At 71.0% G+C, this 18994-nt stretch carries 18 protein-coding genes and 2 tRNA genes; 12 read left to right on the plus strand and 8 right to left on the minus strand.

The window, feature by feature from the left end:
• Positions 1–42: 42 nt before the first annotated feature.
• Complete coding sequence (locus tag R9X44_RS19835) at positions 43–1251, plus strand: FxsB family cyclophane-forming radical SAM/SPASM peptide maturase (RefSeq protein WP_319815695.1); 1209 nt, start codon at positions 43–45, stop codon at positions 1249–1251.
• Complete coding sequence (locus R9X44_RS19840; protein ID WP_319815696.1) at positions 1248–2546, plus strand: aKG-HExxH-type peptide beta-hydroxylase; 1299 nt, start codon at positions 1248–1250, stop codon at positions 2544–2546. The genes R9X44_RS19835 and R9X44_RS19840 overlap by 4 nt, the downstream gene beginning before the upstream one ends.
• Positions 2547–2880: 334 nt before the next feature.
• On the opposite strand, the gene fxsT is transcribed toward R9X44_RS19840, so the two are convergent.
• Positions 2881–5415, minus strand: a complete 2535-nt coding sequence (gene fxsT, locus R9X44_RS19845) for an FxSxx-COOH system tetratricopeptide repeat protein (protein ID WP_319815697.1) — start codon at positions 5413–5415, stop codon at positions 2881–2883.
• A 203-nt stretch (positions 5416–5618) separates the two neighbouring features.
• On the opposite strand from fxsT, the gene R9X44_RS19850 reads away from it, so the two are divergent.
• From R9X44_RS19850 to R9X44_RS19860, 3 genes are all read left to right on the plus strand, one after another.
• The gene (locus R9X44_RS19850; protein WP_319815698.1) at positions 5619–5795 is read left to right on the plus strand and encodes a hypothetical protein; all 177 of its coding nucleotides are present in this window, start codon (positions 5619–5621) and stop codon (positions 5793–5795) included.
• A 42-nt stretch (positions 5796–5837) separates the two neighbouring features.
• Positions 5838–7970, plus strand: coding sequence for a hypothetical protein (locus tag R9X44_RS19855; RefSeq protein WP_413774959.1), 2133 nt, complete (start codon positions 5838–5840; stop codon positions 7968–7970).
• A gap of 190 nt (positions 7971–8160) precedes the next feature.
• The gene (locus tag R9X44_RS19860) at positions 8161–9369 is read left to right on the plus strand and encodes an MFS transporter (protein WP_319815700.1); all 1209 of its coding nucleotides are present in this window, start codon (positions 8161–8163) and stop codon (positions 9367–9369) included.
• Positions 9370–9373: 4 nt separating this feature from the next.
• Here R9X44_RS19860 and R9X44_RS19865 read toward each other — a convergent pair whose 3' ends face one another.
• The 3 genes from R9X44_RS19865 to R9X44_RS19875 form a co-directional block, all read right to left on the minus strand.
• Entirely contained in the window at positions 9374–10309 is a 936-nt protein-coding gene (locus R9X44_RS19865; protein ID WP_319815701.1) for a L,D-transpeptidase, read from the minus strand.
• An 843-nt stretch (positions 10310–11152) separates the two neighbouring features.
• A tRNA-Ser gene (locus R9X44_RS19870) sits at positions 11153–11241 on the minus strand.
• Between the two features lie 56 nt (positions 11242–11297).
• Positions 11298–11681, minus strand: a complete 384-nt coding sequence (locus R9X44_RS19875) for a hypothetical protein (protein ID WP_319815702.1) — start codon at positions 11679–11681, stop codon at positions 11298–11300.
• 477 nt (positions 11682–12158) lie between these two features.
• On the opposite strand from R9X44_RS19875, the gene R9X44_RS19880 reads away from it, so the two are divergent.
• Both R9X44_RS19880 and R9X44_RS19885 read left to right on the plus strand, forming a co-directional pair.
• Positions 12159–13103: a hypothetical protein gene (locus R9X44_RS19880; protein WP_319815703.1), complete on the plus strand. Its 945-nt coding sequence runs from the start codon at positions 12159–12161 to the stop codon at positions 13101–13103.
• A gap of 1 nt (position 13104) precedes the next feature.
• The gene (locus R9X44_RS19885) at positions 13105–13836 is read left to right on the plus strand and encodes a MauE/DoxX family redox-associated membrane protein (RefSeq protein WP_319815704.1); all 732 of its coding nucleotides are present in this window, start codon (positions 13105–13107) and stop codon (positions 13834–13836) included.
• A gap of 130 nt (positions 13837–13966) precedes the next feature.
• Here the strand turns inward: R9X44_RS19885 and R9X44_RS19890 are convergent, their stop codons facing one another.
• Positions 13967–15229 carry an ATP-binding protein gene (locus R9X44_RS19890; protein ID WP_319815705.1) on the minus strand — a complete coding sequence of 421 codons (1263 nt, stop codon included), beginning with the start codon at positions 15227–15229 and terminating at the stop codon, positions 13967–13969.
• A gap of 288 nt (positions 15230–15517) precedes the next feature.
• On the opposite strand from R9X44_RS19890, the gene R9X44_RS19895 reads away from it, so the two are divergent.
• Positions 15518–15982 carry a MarR family winged helix-turn-helix transcriptional regulator gene (locus R9X44_RS19895; RefSeq protein WP_319815706.1) on the plus strand — a complete coding sequence of 155 codons (465 nt, stop codon included), beginning with the start codon at positions 15518–15520 and terminating at the stop codon, positions 15980–15982.
• A gap of 3 nt (positions 15983–15985) precedes the next feature.
• Here the strand turns inward: R9X44_RS19895 and R9X44_RS19900 are convergent, their stop codons facing one another.
• Positions 15986–16381: a hypothetical protein gene (locus R9X44_RS19900; RefSeq protein ID WP_319815707.1), complete on the minus strand. Its 396-nt coding sequence runs from the start codon at positions 16379–16381 to the stop codon at positions 15986–15988.
• A 178-nt stretch (positions 16382–16559) separates the two neighbouring features.
• Here R9X44_RS19900 and R9X44_RS19905 point away from each other — a divergent pair, with 178 nt between their 5' ends.
• The 4 genes from R9X44_RS19905 to R9X44_RS19920 all read left to right on the plus strand — a co-directional run bounded on the left by R9X44_RS19905 (position 16560) and on the right by R9X44_RS19920 (position 18465).
• Complete coding sequence (locus R9X44_RS19905; protein WP_319815708.1) at positions 16560–17123, plus strand: M15 family metallopeptidase; 564 nt, start codon at positions 16560–16562, stop codon at positions 17121–17123.
• A 282-nt stretch (positions 17124–17405) separates the two neighbouring features.
• A complete protein-coding gene (locus tag R9X44_RS19910; protein ID WP_319815709.1) occupies positions 17406–17645 on the plus strand; it encodes a helix-turn-helix domain-containing protein in 240 nt (79 codons plus the stop codon).
• Between the two features lies 1 nt (position 17646).
• Entirely contained in the window at positions 17647–18204 is a 558-nt protein-coding gene (locus R9X44_RS19915; protein ID WP_319815710.1) for a Clp protease N-terminal domain-containing protein, read from the plus strand.
• A gap of 81 nt (positions 18205–18285) precedes the next feature.
• Positions 18286–18465 carry a hypothetical protein gene (locus R9X44_RS19920; RefSeq protein ID WP_319815711.1) on the plus strand — a complete coding sequence of 60 codons (180 nt, stop codon included), beginning with the start codon at positions 18286–18288 and terminating at the stop codon, positions 18463–18465.
• A gap of 50 nt (positions 18466–18515) precedes the next feature.
• On the opposite strand, the gene R9X44_RS19925 is transcribed toward R9X44_RS19920, so the two are convergent.
• Positions 18516–18770 carry a DUF397 domain-containing protein gene (locus tag R9X44_RS19925; RefSeq protein WP_319815712.1) on the minus strand — a complete coding sequence of 85 codons (255 nt, stop codon included), beginning with the start codon at positions 18768–18770 and terminating at the stop codon, positions 18516–18518.
• 121 nt (positions 18771–18891) lie between these two features.
• Positions 18892–18981, minus strand: a tRNA-Ser gene (locus tag R9X44_RS19930).
• Positions 18982–18994 lie beyond the last annotated feature (13 nt).

Here is an 18994-nt window from a genome sequence, read left to right on the forward strand (position 1 = left end):
ATAACCGGACAAAACCGGATAGAGGCCCAGGAGTTGATCAGTGTGGCCGTCGACGGAGCCGAATGGCCCTCGCTCCTCGACGTCCAGGGGCTGCTCGAAGGCGGATGGCGGCCGACGCCGTTCCGCGAGTTCGTGCTCAAGATCCACAGTCGCTGCAACCTCGCCTGCGACTACTGCTACATGTACGAATCGCCCGACCAGGGCTGGCGCACCCAACCCCGGCGGATGGCGCGCAACACCCTCGACCAGGCGATAGCGCGGATCGCCGAACACGCCAGGACGCACCGGCTGCCCGGCGTCACCGTCGTCCTGCACGGCGGCGAACCCCTGCTCGCCGGGGTCGACCACCTGCGTTACGCGGTGACCGCCGCGCGCGCCGCGATGCCGGAGGTCGAGGTCGGCTTCCAGGTGCAGACCAACGGGACGCTCCTCGACCCGGTCTTCCTCGCGCTCTTCGACGAGCTCGACGTGCGCGTCGGCGTCAGCCTCGACGGGGACGCCGCCGCGCACGACAGGCACCGCGTACGGCACGACGGCGGCGGCAGCCACGAGGCGGTCAGGCAGGGCCTGGAACAGCTCACCGCGCCGCGCCACAGGCATCTGTTCGGGGGGCTCCTCGCCGCCGTCGACCTCGCCAACGACCCCGTCGTCACGTATGAGGCGCTGCTCGCGTACGACCCGCCCGAGATCGACTTCCTCCTCCCGCACGGGACCTGGGACCTGCCGCCGCCGGGGCGTCCGCCTGACGGGTCGACGCCCTACGGGGACTGGCTCGTCAAGGCGTTCGACCGCTGGTACGGCGCGCCCGTCCGGGAGACAAGGGTGCGGATGTTCGGCGAGATCCTGCACCTGCTGCTCGGCAGGCCGTCCCGCAGCGAGACGATCGGGCTGTCCCCCGTCGCGATAGTCGTGGTGGAGACGAACGGGCGGATGGAGCAGATAGACAGCCTCAAGGCGGCGTTCGACGGGGCGAGCAGTACGCCCCTGCACATAGCGCGCGACTCCTTCGACGACGCACTCCTCGTGCCCGGGATCGCCGCACGGCAGATCGGGATACGCGCGCTTTCCGAGGAGTGCCGCGCGTGCGACCTTGTCCGGGCCTGCGGGGCCGGCTTCTACCCGCACAGGCACCGGGCGGGTACGGGGTTCCGCAACCCGTCGGTCTACTGCCGCGACCTGTACCGGCTCATCACGCACGTCCGCGGCACCCTCAGCACCGACGTCGCGGCACTGCGGAACACCCGCCGATGACCGGCGCGCTCGCCCCGGCCCGGGGGCTCCCCGAAGAGACCCTGCGCGCGCTGGCGGCGGGCGGGGGCGGCGAGGACGCCGCGCGGGTGCTGCGCGCTGGCCAGGACGCGCGCCGGCTGCTCCTGCTGCGCGGCCTCCTCGACGCCGCCGAGCCCGGCCCGCACGGCCCGGCGGCCCTGACGGCCTGGCGCGTCCTGACCGACGTACGGCGACGTGCCCCCACGGTCTTCGCGGCCGTCGTCGGATACCCGTCAGTGGGCCCCGCCGCCCGCCGAGCCCTCAGACAGGCCATGCAAGGCGACCCGAGCGAGGCCCCGTCCCTCCTCTGCGCCCTCGCCACAACAGCCGCCCTACGGGCGAACCTACGCACAACCCTGACAATCCCACTCACCTCGCCACACCTCACCCTCCCCTCCGCCGGAACCCTCACCCTCCCCCCTATGCCCCCCGGCACACTCCTGGAGGCCCACACCGGCAACGGCGCCGAGATCCGCCTCTCCCCCACCCGCCCGAACACCACACCACCCACGCCCACACCCACCACACCCGAAACCAGCACACCCGGTCCCGCAGCACCCGGGGTGGGCGGGACCTGGGCGTCCGAGGTCGGCGGGACCTGGGCGTTCGGGTGGGCGCCCGTGCGCGCGCTCAGCGCGGGGGAGGGCGGGGAGGGGATCACCGTCGTGCTCGACGAGACCGATCCCGATCGGATGCCGGGGGGCGCGTTGCGTGCGGCGCGGATGACGGCCGCCGAGGCCGCCAGGTTCGGGGCGCTGCTCGAGGACGCGTGGGCGCTGCTGCTGCGGCGGCACTGGACCGTCGCCGCCGAGGCGCGCGTGCTGCTGCGCGCGTTCACCGTGCTCGACGCGCCGCACGGGCGGTCGACCAGCGGCACGCCGAGGCACGCGTCAGGCATGGTCGGGCTCTCCCCGCCCGTCGACGCGCCCGGCCTCGCCGAGACGATCGCACACGAGATCCAGCACACCAAGCTCAACGCCGTCCTCGACCACCACGCGCTCACCGGGCCGGACGACGGCGCGCGCTACCGCGTCCCGTGGCGGCCCGACCCGCGTCCGCTGCTCCCGGCGCTGCACGGCGTCTACGCGCACCTCGGCGTCGCGGGCTTCTGGCGGCGCGAGCGGCGCTCGGGACCCCGCGCCGAGGCCGCCTACACCAGGTGGCGCGCCGCGGCCCACAGCGCCGCCCTGGAGCTCGCCGAGAGCCCGTCCCTGACCCCCGAAGGCCGCCTCCTCCTCAAAGGCACGACAACCACCCTGGCCTCCTGGACGCCCTAAAGCCCCCGCCCGCACCAACAGCCACCGACATCAACGCACCCCCGGCGCGAGCCGGGCCCGCGCGTCGGCGGACTGGGCGGTGATGGGGCGTCACACGCACACCCGGCGTGAGCCGGGCCCGCGCGTCGGCGGGCCGGGCGGCATGGGGGCGTCACACGCACGCCTGGCGCGAGCCCAGCCCGCGCGTAGGCAAGCTGGGCGGCGTGGCGGCGTCACACGCACGCCCGGCGCGAGCCCGGCCCGCGCGGCGGCGGGTTGGGCGGCATGGGGGTGTCGCACGCACACCCGGCGCGAGCCCGGCCCACGCGTCGGCGGGCCGGGCGGCATGGGGGCGTTAGATGGGCGGGGGGTCGAAGTCGGAGTCGAGGTGGCGGCGGGAGCGGGCGACCTGCGCGTCGGGGTGCGCCATGCCGAGCGTCGCGGAGTATGCCTCGAGAGTGCGGGCGTGCAGGGGTTCTGACTCATCCTTGCGGTCGAGGAGCGCGAGGTCGGCCGACAGGTTCGCGGCGCACGACAGCGTCATCGGGTGGCGCGGGCCGAGGACCCGCTCCAGCCGCTCATGGGTGTCGGCCTCAAGCTCCGCCGCCTCCTCGAGCAGGCCGAGGTCGGCCAGATCGCTCGCGAGGTTGGCCGCGACGGTCAGCGGATAGTGGTGGTCGCGTCCCAGCTTGGCCTCGAGGCCCGCGCGCGCGGACTCGTTCAGCTTGCGCGCGGCGTGCGGCTCGCCCGTAACGCGCCGCAAGATGGCGAGGTTGCCCGCGCACCCGTGGTTGTACGGATGCTCGGGCCCGTACACGTTCGGATACCGGTTGACGGTGTCGGCCGCGAGCTCGACCGCCGAATCGAGGTCGCCCAGCGCGCGCTGGACGTTCGCGAGGCACATCGCCGAGGCGAGCGTGTCCGGATGGCTCAGCCCGTACAGCCGCACATACCTCGCGTGCGTCTCCAACGCCAGCTCAAGCGCGCGGTCGAGCTCGCCGAGCCGACGCCACGCGATAGACAGGTCCTTGCCTGTGCGCAGCGTCCACGGGTGGTCCGCGCCGAGTTCCCCGACGCCGTAGTGGTACGCCTCCTCCCCGACGTCGCACGCCTCCGCGTAATCCCCGCACAACCGGACCGCGCGGGCGAGCCCGCTCCACGGGGCGAGCACGTCGACCGCGCCGGCCCTGCGGCCCAGCGCGCGCATCCTCAGGTACCCCTCCTCGTGCAGGCGCTTGGACTGCTGGTAGTCGCTGATCAGCCCGTAGTCCAACGCCAGGCTGTTGATGACGCGCAGGGTGTGCGGCTCGTTCTCACCGACGACGGCCTCATGCCTCTCCCGCGACTCAAGGTCGTGCTTGCGCGCGGCCGGGAAGTCGCCGCGCGCCCTCAGGTCGGCGCCTATCGTGTTGACGAGGCGGAGCACCTCCTTCTCGTCGGCGTGGACCCGTCCTTCGTGCAGCGTCAGCGTCTCCCGGTTGAGGTCGTACGCGGCCTGGTAGAGACCGAGTTCCCTGAGCACGTTCCCGAGCTGCCTGCGCGCCTTCAGCACGTCGAGGTCGTCGGCGGAGCCGTCCTGCGTCCACCTGTCGATGAACCGCTGCGCGAACAGCCTTGCCGAGGCGTAACCGCCCGACGCATACAGGTACCTGACGACGTCCAAGGCGAGCCGCCGTACGTCGGGCTCCCTGCTCTCGGCCACCCCGGACGGCTGGATGTGGCCTAGCAACTCGTAGAAGCCGGGCCATGCGGTCCTGTCGTCAGGCGAGTCGGGGGCCGCCATCGCGAGCAGGAGGTGCACCTCGTGCCTGATCCTGCGCTGCTCGTCCTCGTCGAGCTCCTCGCGGACCAGCGCCTGGATCAGCCGGTGCACCTGGATCGTGCGGGCCGACGGGTCGATCTTCGCCAGCGCGTACCTGCCGAGCTCGCCGACGGCCCTGCTCAGCCGGATCGGGTCGCGCAGCAGCGCCGCCAGCTTCGGGCCGAGCTGCCCGGACGGCTGGCTGAACACGTCGCGGGGGATCGGCTCGGGGCCGAAGAACGCGCAGCACCGCAGCAGGTCGATCGCCTCGGGCATCGTGCCGCTCAGCGACGTCACCGACAGGCCCCACGCCGCCGTCATCGACACCGGGTACTCCGACGGCTTGCCCTCCGACAGCAGCTGCGCGGTCCGCTCGGTCAGCAGCTCAAGGTACTGCGCGACCGGCATGCCGGTTTCCGCCTGCAACGCCCCGGCCTGTTCCAGCGCGAGGGGGAGGTCGCCGAGCTCGTGCGCGAGCCTGTCGGCGTCGGCGTCGCGCACCGACCTCGGCACCCTTTTCGCCAGGAACTGGACGCTCTCGGCGCGGGTGAACACATCGACCGGGACGGTGTCCACGACCCCGTCCCACCTGTGGTTCCGCGACGTGATCAGCACATGGCCCGGACCCTGCGGCAGGACGTCCTGGATGTCCTCGGGCTGGTCGGCGTTGTCGAACACCAGAAGCCACCGCGTGTACGGCTCGCCCCTGCGCAGCGCGTCGAGGACCGCGTTGGCGGCGTCCTCAATGCCCGTCGCGGTCGCCGGGGGCAGGCCGAGATGCGGGGCGAGCGCGGCGAGGCTCGACCTGACCAGCGCCGGCTGGTCGGCCGGAACCCACCACACAAGATCGTATTCCTGGCGGAACCGGTAGGCGTACTCGACGGCCATCTGCGTCTTGCCCACGCCGCCGAGCCCGTGCAGCGCGTGCGGCACGACCGCCGTGACCTGCCCCGTGACGCGTCCGCGCAGCCGCGCCAGCAGGTCCTCCCTGCCGGTGAAGTTCTTGTTGCGCGGCGGCACCTTCCCCCAGACGTCCGGGACACGCCCGAGCGGCCTGCCCGGGACACCGGCGGAACGGGATTTCGTCATCGAAACCTCAGCTTCGTCGTCCATTCTCGCGTCAGATGTCCCGCGTCATGCTAACCCGGTGTTCGGTAATGGCCGCAGGGGCGCTTTTTCCGAACGCGCCATACGACACAGGGATGTCACTGATCTTTTCTGACGCGCTCTGGAAAGCCGTTGGACCGCGTGCGAAGATTGACGCGACCTGTGACCGCCGACCGGGAGGACTCATGGACGATCACGCCCGCGGTGATCTCGTGGACGTTTCCGGACTGTCCCTGCCGGATCTCGACATCCTCGACCGTTCTACCTTGTGGCACGTGCTCACGGAGATACTCGGCCCCGCCGAGTCCGAGGCACACGACGCCGTCGCCGCCTTCAACGCGAGCCTTCCGCCCGTCCGCTGAACCGCGGCGCAGGCACCGCGCGTGCCTGGCCGGATGAGGCCAATGACGCTTCCCTCACCGCCGGCGCCCTTCCCCGGAAATCGTCAATTCACCGACCGAGACCGACCGCACTTCCACGGCCGCGACACCGAAATCCGCGAACTCGCCGACATTTGGCGGAGTCGTCGGATCACGATTCTGCACGGTGCGTCGGGCGTCGGAAAGAGCTCACTGCTGCGGGCCGGAGGCATTCCCGCTCTGCGCGACGGGGCGCGGCGGGTGCTGCCCGTGGCGACGCCGTGCGGCGGTCCCGCACTGCCACTCGCGGCGATTCCACGGCAGAACCCCTTTGTGTTCGCCGTGCTCGCCTCATGGCTGCCAGAGACCGCGCCGACGCGGCTCGCGGGACTGTCCGTCACGGCGTTCCTGCGCGCGCTGGGCAAGTCCGACCCCGGCCGCATCCCGCACCTCGTCATCGACGCGGCCGAGGAGCTGTTCGCGCCGTCGTCCGCCGACGAGGCGCGGATGGCGTTCCTCGACGACCTCGCCGAGGCCCTGACCGGCCGCGCCGACTTCCGGCTGCTGCTCAGCGTCCGCGAGGAACGGCTCACCGAGGCGCTCGCCTTCGCCGAACGGGTGGCCGACCCCGGCCGCGTCCCGCTCGGCCCCCTCGACCGCGCGTCCGCCGCCACCGCGATCCGCGCACCCCTGGGCCCCGGCCACCCCGCCCACCTCCCGGACCTCCTCGCCGCCGACCTCTCCGGCGGCCGCCGCGGCGAACCCGACTCCGTCGACCCCGCCCTCCTCCAGGCCGTCTGCACCCGCCTCTTCCCCCCAAAACCACCCGAAGCCCTCCCAGCCCCGGTCGAGCACCGCAGCGGAACTCCCCCAACGAAGCCGGGAACGCCTGAAACGCTCCAAGGCCCGGTCGAGCACCGCAGAGGAACTTTCCCGACGAAGCCGGGGACACCCGAAACGCGCCCAGGCCAGGTCGAGCACGGCCCCGGAGCATTCCCGACGAAGTCGGCGTGGCCCCAGGCGCTCCCGGGCCCGGTCGAGTACGGCTCCGGCGCGGACCCGGGCCCTGACGTCGACCAGGCGCTCGCCGACTTCGCGGCGGCGGTGCTCGCGCGGGTCGCCGCGCTGCACCGGATGACGCCCGACCAGCTGACCGGCTGGTTCCGCGACGTGTTCGCGCCGAAGTCCGGGGGCGCGCGCGTCGTCTACGAGGAGGAGCCGAGAACCGCGGGAATGCCGGTCTCCGTCCTCCGCGACCTTGTGGACGGACACCTTCTGCGCGTGCACAGACATAGAGACGGGCAGTTGTTCTATCGCCTTACGCATCCCCGTCTTGTGCGGCCCGTACAGGCGGTGCGGCCGGCGTCGGCCTACCGGCCCTCCCCCGAGGACCGCCTGTGCGCGGCGGACAAGGCGCTGCATCGGGGCGAGTACGACCTCGCGCGGGCCAACGCCGAAGCCGCGCTCGGACACGGGTCCCTGCGCGTCCACGCGGCGGCCGAGACCACCCTGGGCAACATCGCTTACGAGCGCGGCCTACCCGAGGTCGCGGCCGAGCACTACCGGGCCGCCGCCGTCACCTGCGAGGCGATGCAGGACACGACGGCCGTAGGACGCCTCCTCGCGGCGATCGGAAGACTCCGACTCGGCTACGACGACACGCCGGAGCGCGCAGTAGCCGACCTCCACGCCGCCGTAGGACGCGTCCCGCACGATCCCGCGATACAGACGGGCTTGGGCCGCGCCCTCTGGTTCGCCGGAAGGCCGGTGCCCGCCCTCGCCGTCCTCAGCGGGGTCCTCGCCCTCGACGGTGCCGCCGCCGAAGCGCTCGGAACCCGCGCGGAGATCCTCGCCGACCTCGGCGACCCCGTCTCGGCGGCGTCCGCGCTGCGCGACCTCGACAGGCTCGCCTGCCCGCCCGCCTCCACCGGCTCAGCGCGCGCGCTTGCCCTCGCCGTCTTGGACCGTCCGAAGGAGGCGCGGGCCGCGCTGGAGGACGCGGCCGCCGAGGAGGCCGAGAGCGCGCTCGTGCTGTTGCGCGCGGCGCGCGTCGCGGCCCTCACCGGCGATCCCGTCGCCGCCGCCAGGCTCGCCGCACGCGCCGCCCAGGCCACCGCGCCGCCCCTGCCCGCCCACCTGCACCCCACCGCCCGCGACCTGGCCCGACCCGGCGCCTGAGCGTGCCGATCCGGCCCGCACCAGGCCATGACTCGGGTGAACATCCTCGGTCACCGGACCATCACACGGCGTTCCAGTAGGCTGCTCGGCATCCGGAGCCGGCCCGCGAGGCCGTCCGACGGGCCTGGCGCCCGCGCCGTCGCGCGCGGCGGCGCATGCCCCCGCACAGAACCAGGAAGGCACCACCGGGGTGAGCGCATGGCGCCGTGACTTCGCACTGCTGTGGGCCGGATCGGCCGCCTCCCAGCTCGGCCGCACCAGCTCCGCCACCGCGCTGCCGCTCCTCGCGCTCGCCCTCACCGGCTCGCCCTCGGCCGCCGGCTGGGCCGCCGCCTGCGCCGCCCTGCCCCACCTGCTCGCCCAGGTGCCCGCCGGACGCGTCGCCGACCGCTGCGACCAACGGCACGTCATGCTGTGGAGCCAGTCACTGCGACTCGGCGGCACCCTCCTGGGCGCGGCGGTACTCGTCGCCCTGGAGCACCCGCCCTTGTGGGGGCTGCTCCTCCTCGCGGCCTTCGACGGCACAGCCGCCGCGTTCTACACGATCGCGGAACAGACAGCCCTTCCCCGGGTCGTCCCTACGCGGAACCTCAACGCGGCGGTCTCCCGCAACGAACTACGCCAACACCTGTCGCTGCTGCTGGGACGTCCCCTTGGCGGACTTCTCTACGGGACGGGCCGGACGGTCCCTTACGTCGCCGACGCCTTGGCGAGCGCCGTCTCGATCGTCACGATCCTGCTCCTTGGGCCGTTCCGGCGAACCCGTCCTACGGCTGGGCGTACGGGGACACTGCGCGCGGCAGTAGAACACGTGTGGAGTGACGTCTACCAACGCCGGTCGGTGGGGTTGTGCGCGGCGACGAACGCGCTGTTCCAGGGCGTCCTGCTGATGCTCGTCGTCCTCGCCGAACGGCAGGGGACGCCGCCGCTGCAGATCGGGATCCTCGTCGCCGCCTCCGGCGTCGGCGGCGCGGTCGGCGCGGTGTTCGCGCCGCGCTGGGCCGACCGGCTCGGCACCGCCGTGCCGACCGTGTGCGGCTGGGGCTGGGCCGGGCTCGTCCTGCTCGTCGCGGTCGTGCACCGGCCCGAGGCGGGCATGGTCGCGTGGGCGGGGATCGGGCTGCTCGGGTCGCTGATGAACGTCGCGGTGTCCGCCCACCGGTGCCGTACCGCCCCGCCGAGCCTGCTCGGGAGGATCACCGGCGTAAGCGCGCTAGCGACCGGCGTTACAGCCCCGCTGGGCGCGTTGGCCTGCGGTTATGCCATATCGGCATATGGGACGCGGACCGTCGCCGTGGGCGTCACCGTCGTGCTCGGGTTTCTCGCGCTCGCGGTGACGCCCTGGGGCCCGGCGGCGCGACGGCTCCGCGCCGCCGCGCCCGCGCCCGCACGGATCTGACGGCTCAGGTGGTGACCGGCGTGCCGAGCGCGCCGCCCGCCACCCACTTCTTCCACGGCATCTGGTGGAAGCCCCAGCCGTTGTTCCACGCCAGCTTCCGCTTGGTTCCGGTGATGATGACCCGGTCGCCCCGGTACGACCAGTTCATGAACCACTTGGCGTCCTTGGCGGGCGAGCGCACACAACCGTGCGAGCAGTTGCGCTTGCCGAGACAGGACGGGTCGTTCATGTTCTGGTGGATGTACTCGCCCGAGCCGCTGATCCGGGTCGCCCACGGGATCATCTCGTCGTAGTAGCCGGGGTCGTCCGGGTCCTTGCCGGGGGAGATCATGCGCTCGAGCTTGCTGTGCGCCATCACCAGGTGGGTGCCGCTCGTGGTGATCAGCACGTCGACGCCATTGACGACCTCGCCGCCGGAACCCATGCTGATCGGCCAGGAACGCACGAGTTTGCCGTTCCGGTAAGCCTTCGCCCGGTACGTCTTGGCGACGATCTTCACGACGTGGTCGTCGCCGATCCGGAACGTGTGCTTCAGGTTCTTGCTGCCGACCAGCCCGGGACCCGCGCCCTTGAGCCCCTTGAGCTTCGCGGTGACCGTCACCTTCTGGTTCGGCTTCCACGCGGTCTTCGGCCGGAAGATCGCCAGCGGGAGGCCCGCCGCGCTCTTCGTCCAGAACCACGCGCCCACCGTCGACTTCTCGGACGTCACCTTCAACGCCCGCTCGACCTTCTTGCGGTTCCTGATCTTCTCGGAGAACCGCAGCATGATCGGCATCCCCGTGCCGACCTTCTCCCCCTTCCTGGGGGTCACGTCATTGATGAACAGCTTGCGCGTCGGCGCCCGCTCGGGTTCAGGGGCCGCCTGCACCGCCCCCACCCCGAAAACCGAGGAGGCCGCGAGCACGACGCTCCCGACGCCGACCATGGCGATTCGTCGCATATCCAACTCCATGGGAGGGTTTCGAGGGATCTTGGCAGCCTAGCGCCCCACCCCCTCCCCCCTCACCCAAGTCCCACCGACCCCGCATGACGGTTTGATGAACGCGATCATCAACACCCCCCGAAAGCGCCATACGACGCAAAACACCCTGATCACCTGGACCTAGCCTTCTCCAGCAGAACCCCCAATTCCCCAGGAGAAGGTCAATGCCCCCCAGATCACTAGCCGTCCTCGTCTGCACATCCGTCACCGCGACGGCTACGAGCACCTCGACCTCACCGACCCCGACGGCGACGGCGTCCCACCAGCAAGGTCCAGTCCACCGCCCTCTTCGCCGTCCCCGCCAAGTGGTCGATCACCACCGAGGCCCTCGGCGACGAGTCCGCCGACGAAATCCCCGCCCCCACCACACCTTCACTCTCACCCCCAAACCCCCGGCTCCCTCCGCATAACCTGGCCCGGCACCCCCACCACCTCAAAGACCTTCAAAATCACCTAACCCCACAGAAGACCCCACCCAACCAGCAGCTCGCGGACACCCCTCCCCTCCGCAACCACCCCATCCAACACCCCCTTCATCTCCACGGCCCCTAATCAGCCACTCCGAACCCCTCCACAAGAACAGCGCGCCAAGCCGCGCCACCCCCTTGAACCAAAACCACGACCCCCTTGGCCACTCCAGGCACGAGTTCACCGCCAACACCCCTACAACGGCGTACCCCGATCCCGTCGAGACGGCGACCAAGGCGCTGATCAGCATCAGCCCCGACGCGGCGCCCTCACAAAACGCGAACAGCGCCCCTGCCGAAGTTCTCAACTTCAACAAAGGCGCTGCTCAGTGGGCGGAGGTGGCGAGATTTGAACTCGCGATGGGCGTGAACCCAAACCGCATTAGCAGTGCGGCGCCATAGACCGTACTAGGCGACACCTCCGTGGCCTTGGGGCCAGGTGACAGGGTACCGGGGAAGGAGGGGGTCGGCAAAGCGGGTTAGGAGATCGGGCCGCATTCGCGTTCCATGGCGGAGACGGCGTCGGCGAGGCGGCCGCTGGCGGTGAGGGCGGGGCGGTCGGCGCTCGAGCCTTCCGAGGTCGCCTTGACGACCTGGTCGAGCGCGTCGGCGATCTGGTTGCCGACCTTCTCGACGGGCTCGTCGGCGGCGTCGTCGGCGATCGCGCGGATCTCCTCGGCGGCCTCGCCGTAGGGGCCGGTGAGGGTCGACGGGTCGGAGAAGTCGACGCCGACCTGGGTGGTGCCGAGCGTGTTGATCGCCGTCTTGTAGCCGTCGCAGGCCGTGGCGTGGTCGGTGTCGCCGCCGCCGCACGCGGCGAGCGGAAGCAGGACGGCGGCCACGAGGACCGAGCGCAAGCGCATCGTGGTCTCCAGGGGGAGGGCGGGGCTCGGGGGAGTGCCGACACTAGCGCGCCCGCGCACACCGGCCGGGTCCCTTCACCGTACCGACGCCCACCCCACCCACCCTCCCCGGGTCTCACTCCCCGTCCCGGACCCCCGATCCACCGACCTTCCCCGGCTCTCGCTCCCCGTCCCGGGCCCCGATCCACCGACGAGACGCGGCACCCCCGGGCCAGGCCGGATCTCCGTCGAGCCGCATGCGCTCGCCGCCGTGCGCCGGGGCCGGGGCCGGGGGACGGGCGGATTGTGACGAGTGGGACTTTGGGCGTGAAAGAGGGGTGGGGGTAGAAGAATCCTCCAATTCGGGACGTCCGGGGGAGAGGAATCTCTACCGAGTAGAGGATTTCTCTTCCTTCGTGACAGGGACTTGTGGACAAAATGGTCGACTCATGGTTGATACCTAGTAAGTGTGGAGCAGGGAGACAGATGAGGAGGGGCATGGGACGTCGGCGCGAGCTGCGGGCGGCGGTGCTGGGAGCGGCGCCGCGACGCCTCCTGACCCCGGCCGAGCCGCCCGTGCGGGCGGTGGAGGGGCGGATCGTCGACGCGAGTCCGCATCTGCTCGTGTTGCGTGCGCCGGGACGCACCCGTGGCGATGAACCCGTCTTCTATGACTTTCGTATGGCGATGTCGGAATCGACGGTCGTCTGGCATGGCGGAAAGGCGGATTTGTCGGCGCTCGTCCCTGGTCGTGAGGCAGTGGTGCGTCCGACGGGCGACGGGCTCGCCGCCGACCGGATCTGGGTGGACATCCTGCGCGTCAACGGCGTCATCGTCTCCGTCGCGCGCGAACGCGGCGCGCACGGAGCCGTGCACAACGTCGAGGTCGACCAGGGGCCGCACCGGCCGCGCGCGCATGTGGTGATCCCGCCGGAGAACTTCGGGCACATCCTCGTGCGGCATCCTCGGTTGGAGCCGGGCCAGTTGTTCGACGTGATCGCGTCGCGCTCGGAACGCGGCCCGGTGGCCGTCCGGCCGGGAACCGCGCAGGCGGGCCCGCTCGCCGAGGTGCCGACGGGCGGCTCGGGCGCGCTGCTGCGGGGGACCGCGACCTGGTACTCCGCCGGGGGCCGGGGCGCGGCCTACCCCGCGCTCGACTCCTACGGCGACGCGGGCGGCTGCCCGGAGGCGCCCGTGCCGTGCGCGCCGATGCCGCTGCTGTCGCTGGGCTCGTCGCTGCACGTGCGCAACGACTGCGGCAAGCGCAGCACCGAGATCCAGGTGACGGAGTGCGGCTGCACCGCGGCCCGGTTCTGCGACCGCTGCGTGGAGTGCGGGACCTCGCCGCGCGGACGTGTCGTGGAGCTCACCCGGGCGAGTTTTGTCGACCTCGGCGGCGACCTCGCCGTCGGCTGTTTCAACGTGACCCTGGTGGTGGGGTGAGATGTCGGACGATCTCCTCGGGGCGCAGCTCCTCGTGATCATCGTGGTGTTCGCGCTGGCCTCCTGGGGCAAGCTGCACACGCCGAAGAACCGGATGGCCCTGGTGTACGCGGGGGCCGAGGGCGTGCTCGCGCTGCTGCTGCTCACGACCGCCGCGCTCGCGCCGCGCCTGGTCACGGTGTCGATGCTCGCCGCCGCGACCTGGGTGGTCGGCGAGCTGCGCACGTCACGCCCCGACGACGGGTGCGGCTGCTTCGGCAGGCTCAGCCGGATCAGGATCGGCTGGCGCACCGTCGCGCGGACCGCGCTGCTCGCCCTCGTCGCGTTCGGCGCGTGCTGGGCCCCGACCTCGGGCCTCGCGGTACTCGCCGACGGTCCCGGCCTCGCCGAGGCGGTCTTCCTGCTCGAACTCGCCGTGATCGCCGCGGTCTCGCCGGAGTCGACGGCGCTGCTGCGCCGCGCGGCCGTGCCGTGCGACCGCCGCAGGGTGCCGCTCGCCGACACGATGCGCGTGCTGCACGCCAGCTCCGCGTGGCGCGCCCACGGCACCGGCCTCGGCGCGCCCTCGGAGGTCTGGCGCGAGCTGTGCTGGCGCTTCGTCGTGTACCCAGCCCCGGGCGGCGACCTTGTGTTCGCGGTGTCGCTGGCCGACGGCGAGGTGCGGGTCGCACATGTGCCCGCGCCGAGCGAGCGCGACGACTCCGACCTTCTGTCGGCCCCCGTCCCCGTCTGACGCCCCCGCCGCCAAGCCCCCGAACCCCTTCAGGCCCTCATCGCATCCTCCAATACACGTCTCTAGCACTGAAGCTAGAGACCCGTAGAAACCACTCGTCACAGATCTCTACCACTGTCTAGCGAAAAGGCTAGACAGCCGTAGAAAGCCCAACCCGGCCGACCACAACCCCCGGACGGCCCCCGGACGCTCCCCCGGATAAGGCCGGCTGCTCCCGCAGGAACTTCCCGAAGTGCGGCACAGTGAAGGCCACAAGCCCGCGTTCCGCGCTGTAGATGAGCCCCTTCTTGATCAGCCCGTCCCTCGCCGGGGACAGGCTTGAGGGCTTGCGCCCGAGCTCATCGGCCACCGACGCCGTGGTGACGGGTTCGTCGCCGAGCACCGCCATCGCCCGCATGTAGTCGCGCTCGGCAGGCGTGGCCCGCTCATACCGGCTGCCGAAGAACCCCACGGCGAGTTCGCTCTCCGCCTCAGGCGCGGCGACCGCTATGTCGTGCGCGGTGATCGGCGAGGTGGGTGCGAGGTCCCAGACGACCTTCGCGTACGCCTGCACGAAGTACGGGTAGCCGTCCGCGGCGTCGTACAGCGCGTCGAGGGCGTCCGGCGTGAAGGTGACGTCCTCACGCTCGGCGGGCGCGAGCAGCGCCAGATCGGCCGAATCACGGTCGAGCCGATCGATCCTCGCGTAACGGAAGAGCCGTTCCGAGTAGGACTTGCTCGCGCTGAGCACCGCCGGCAGATGCGGCAGCCCCGCCCCGACGACGATCAGCGGCCCGCCCGTCTGCGACAGCTCGTGGCACGCCGCGCACAGCGCCGAGACGTCCTCGGCCGGGATGTCCTGCATCTCGTCCACGAACAGCCCGATCCCGACGCCGAGATCGATGGCGACGGACGCGGCGTCCACGAACAGCTCGGTGAGGTCGATCTCCAGGTCGCCGGAATCGGCGCGGCCGCGCACGGCGGGGACGTCGATGCCGGGCTGCCAGCGGTGCGCCGGGGCCTTGGACCGGGTGGTCGGCTGCGGCCCGGCCTGCGCGAACGCCTTGAGCACGCCGAGGAACTCCTCGATGCGGTCGGGCGCGCGGTGGCGTGGCGCGAGCTCGCGCACGGCGGTGTGCAGCGCGGCGGCGACGGGCCGCCGGATCGACTGCTCGGGCCGCGCCTCGATCTTGCCGGTGCCCCACAGCCGCTGGATCGCCATCGACCGGAACGTGTTGAGCAGGACGGTTTTGCCGACGCCGCGCAGCCCGGTGACGACCATGCTGCGTTCGGGCCGCCCGCGCGCGACACGTTCCAGCACGACCTCGAACTGCCGCAGCTCTCGATCGCGTCCCGCGAGCTCGGGTGGGCGCTGGCCCGCGCCCGGCGCGTAGGGATTGCGTACGGGATCCACGCTCTCGGACTCTATGAGCCCATATAGCTGTGGCCGTAGATTTCCGTATGAACATCTACGGCGTGTCGCAACTACCGCCATGATTCCCCCCAATCCACCAAGATCCGCGCCTACCTGCCACACTTCGAGCACACTTCGACCCACCGACCACAGTCGAAGATTCGTTCGATCGTGCGGCAACCGTACCGCACAGATGTTCGACCCGCCACCGACCCTGGGGAAAACCCGGGTCACCCGGCTTTGCCTCGCCCCGACCTGCCGGAAAACCCGCGAGGTAGGCTCCCGGACATGGGTGATACGCGCTGGCTTGATGCCGCCCAGCAGGGCCAGTGGCGGTCCTACCTCGACGGGAGCTCGCTCCTCGTGGAGCTGCTGGACCGCGATCTGAAAGCCTCGCACGGGCTGTCGATGTCCGAATACGAGATCCTTGTCCGCCTCTCAGAGGCCCCGAACCGGACAATGCGGATGGCCGAGCTCGCCCAGCTGGCCTACCACTCGCGCAGCAGGCTGTCGCACACGTGTGCGCGGATGGAAGCCAAGGGCCTTGTTGTGCGGGTTCCCTGCGACGACGACAAACGCGGCGTGAACGCCGTCCTCACCGACAAGGGCTTCGAGGTGCTTGCCGAGGCGGCGCACGACCACGTCGCGACCGTCCGGGAGTACCTTGTCGACCTGCTGACGCCCGAGGAGTTCGAGGTCGTCGGCCGCGTCTTCGCCCGGGTCGCCGAACGGGCCCGCCGCGCCGTCGGCTGACGCCTAGTTCAGCCCGGTCGCGAAGCCGAGCGAGAACAGCGTCAGCGCGACCCAGGCGATCATCATCCCGAAGCCGATCGGTCTGAAGGACTTGCCTACGAGCTTCACCAGCACGGTCCCGACGCCGAACGCGACGACGATCAGCACGACGGCCTGGGCGGTGCTGGCGACGTCGCGGTCGCGCAGGGGCGCCCACATGACGATCAGGTCGACAAGGGCGAACAGCAGCGCGCCGATCCCGCCGAGCACCCATTCGCGCGGGGCCGGTTTTGCCCCGAGGAACGCGGGCCAGGCGGGGAGCACGGGTTCGGGCGGCAGGTCGGGCGGGGGCTTGACGGGCCCGTCCTCAGCGCCGAAGAGCTCGTCCGAGAGGGTCGGGCGTTCATCCTTCTCGGTCATGGGAGATCCTGAGGTGATGGACGTTGTACGGACAGTTCCGATACTTGCCCTGACAGCCGTCTTCCTCGTCGGGTCGGCCGCATGTGGCCAAACCGAGGAGGTACCGGACCGCGCAGCTTCGCCATCGGGCTTCGCCACTCCTTCCGAGACGGCGGAGCCGACGCCCACGGCGACCGACGTGCCCTTCGAGGCGCAGATCTCGAAGGTGACGGCGGCCGACCTCGAGCACTCGTGGCGCAAGGGGTGCCCGGTTCCGGTGTCGGGGCTCCGAATGATCACGATGCCCTACTGGGGGTTCGACGGAAAGCCCCACGAGGGCGGAAAACTGGTGGTCAACGCCACAGTGGCCGAGGACGTCGCCAAGACGTTCGAGACGCTCTACAAGAACAAGTTCCCGATCCGCAAGATGGTCCCGGTGGACGTCTACAAGGGCGACGACTTCGATTCGATCGAGGCGGACAACACGTCGGCTTTCAACTGCCGTCCCGCGACGGGTTCGTCGAACTGGTCCCGGCACGCGTACGGGATGGCCGTGGACATCAACCCTTGCGAGAACCCGTACGTCTCGACGTCGGGGACGATCTCTCACCCGCGCTGCAAGAAGTTCTACACGGACCGCAGCCCTGCCCCGGGCGTCATCACCTCGGGGGACAAGGTCGTGCGGGCGTTCGAGAAGATCGGCTGGCAGTGGGGCGGCTACTGGTCGGGGACGAAGGACTACCAGCACTTCGACAAGCGCTGAGGTTGGGACGGGCTCGAGGGTGAGCCCGTCCAAGCCCGTCCAGGACCGTCAGAGGGAGCCTGGTTCCGTACGGCCGCGGCGGGGGCGCGGACACCACCGCGGCCGTACGGGGTTCGCATGGCCGGCGGCATCATGACCGCGTGACCATGTACTGAACAATTACCTTTTTGTGCCCCCTCATGTGGGCAAATCGCCAGAACTCGTCCCAACTCGGTCGCGTTTCCCACCCGTACGTGTCAACCGAGGTTGACAACGGGGGCTGTGTCAACCTAGGTTGACGTCATGAGCGATGGAGTACAGCTCGCCCGTGAGGCGGGCAGCCGCGACCCGGCCGTAGGGCTGCGCGCGGTACGCGCGCTGAGGGAACTCGCCGAAAGGCTGGAAACCCTCCAGGTCGGCAACGCGCGCGCCCTCGGCTGGTCCTGGCAGGACATCGCCGAGGCGCTCGGCGTCAGCCGTCAGGCGGTCCACAAGAAGCACCGGAACAGCGACGCGGCCTTCGCGCGGCGCGAAAGGGGATGAGATGTTCGAAAGGTTCACCGGCGATTCCAGGACGGCCGTCACGATGGCGCAGGAGGAGGCGCGGATGCTGCGTCACGGGGAGGTGGACACCGGGCACCTGATGCTCGGGCTGCTGACCTCGGGCCCCGACGGACCCGTCGCGGGCGGCCCCGGCGCGCGGGCCCTGCGCTCCCTGGGCCTGACCTCCGAGGTCCTGCGCCCCCTCGTCGGCCGCGAGATCGACGGCCTCGACCCCGACGCCCTCGCCGCGATCGGCATCGACCTCGACGCCGTCAGGCAGGCCACCGAAGCCAGCTTCGGCCCGGGCGCGCTCGAGGGCAGGACCGGACCCGTCAAGAGCGGCCACCTGAAGTTCACGTCCGAGGCCAAGAAGACCCTCGAACTCTCGCTGCGCGTCGCGATCAAGAACAAGCAGCGCTTCATCTGCGACGGCCACATCCTGCTCGCCCTCCTGATGCTCCCCGACTCGACCGCCACCCGCGCCCTGCGCGCCGCCCAGACCGACCTGGACGCGCTGAAGGAGGCCGCCGAAAGGGAGATCGCCGCGATAGCCGCCTAGCCAGCCGCGCGGCCGCCCTGTCAAGCCCCCGGTGAGCGATGAGAATCCCGCCCGTCACACGCGTTGGTTATCCTCCCGCGCATGGCTGAGAACGAACTGGACCCCGCCCGCAGCACCCAGCAGTTCCGCGCGTTCACCGAAGAGAACCGCCCCGAGCCCCCCGCCCCCTCCGGCCCCCCTCTCAGCATCATCGCCGCCATAGCCGCCGTGGCCGCCCTCGTAGCCATAGCCGTCATCGCCCTGATCTTCGTCATGTCCTGACCCGCAGCCCCCACCCACCCAAAACCCGGGGGCTGCGGGCCCCCTCTAACTCAACCCAGACGACGCCCCGCAGCAGCCCTCCCCTGGCTCCCCTTAAGTCCGCTGATGAACGCCGACCATCCGGGAGACCGGAACGCAAGCGCCCCGGCACCCGGGTGCTTGGAGTCCCGCACCCGAACTCCCCCGCTCCCCACGGCGACTTCCACACAGTCCGCCTTGATGTCCATGCTGTAACTGCTCTTACGCCAGTCCACCAGCCCTCCTCCAGCGTCGAGTGCTCTCCCTATCGAACGCTGATCGAACACCTAATACAACCGCACCCTACTGACCACGACCGGTCACCGCCCGACTGCTCGCCATGGGAATCGGGCGGGGGTGGCGGAAAGGTGCGGCCCGCGTGGGAACGCGGGGCGGGGAAGGGGGGTGTGGCGGAGGGTATGGGATTCGAACCCATGGGACCCGTGAAGGCCCGGGCGCTTTCAAGGCGCCTGCACTCGTCCACTATGCGAACCCTCCAGTGGCGGACACC

This window comes from Actinocorallia sp. A-T 12471, from assembly GCF_033875155.1.
Lineage (GTDB): Bacteria > Actinomycetota > Actinomycetes > Streptosporangiales > Streptosporangiaceae > Actinocorallia.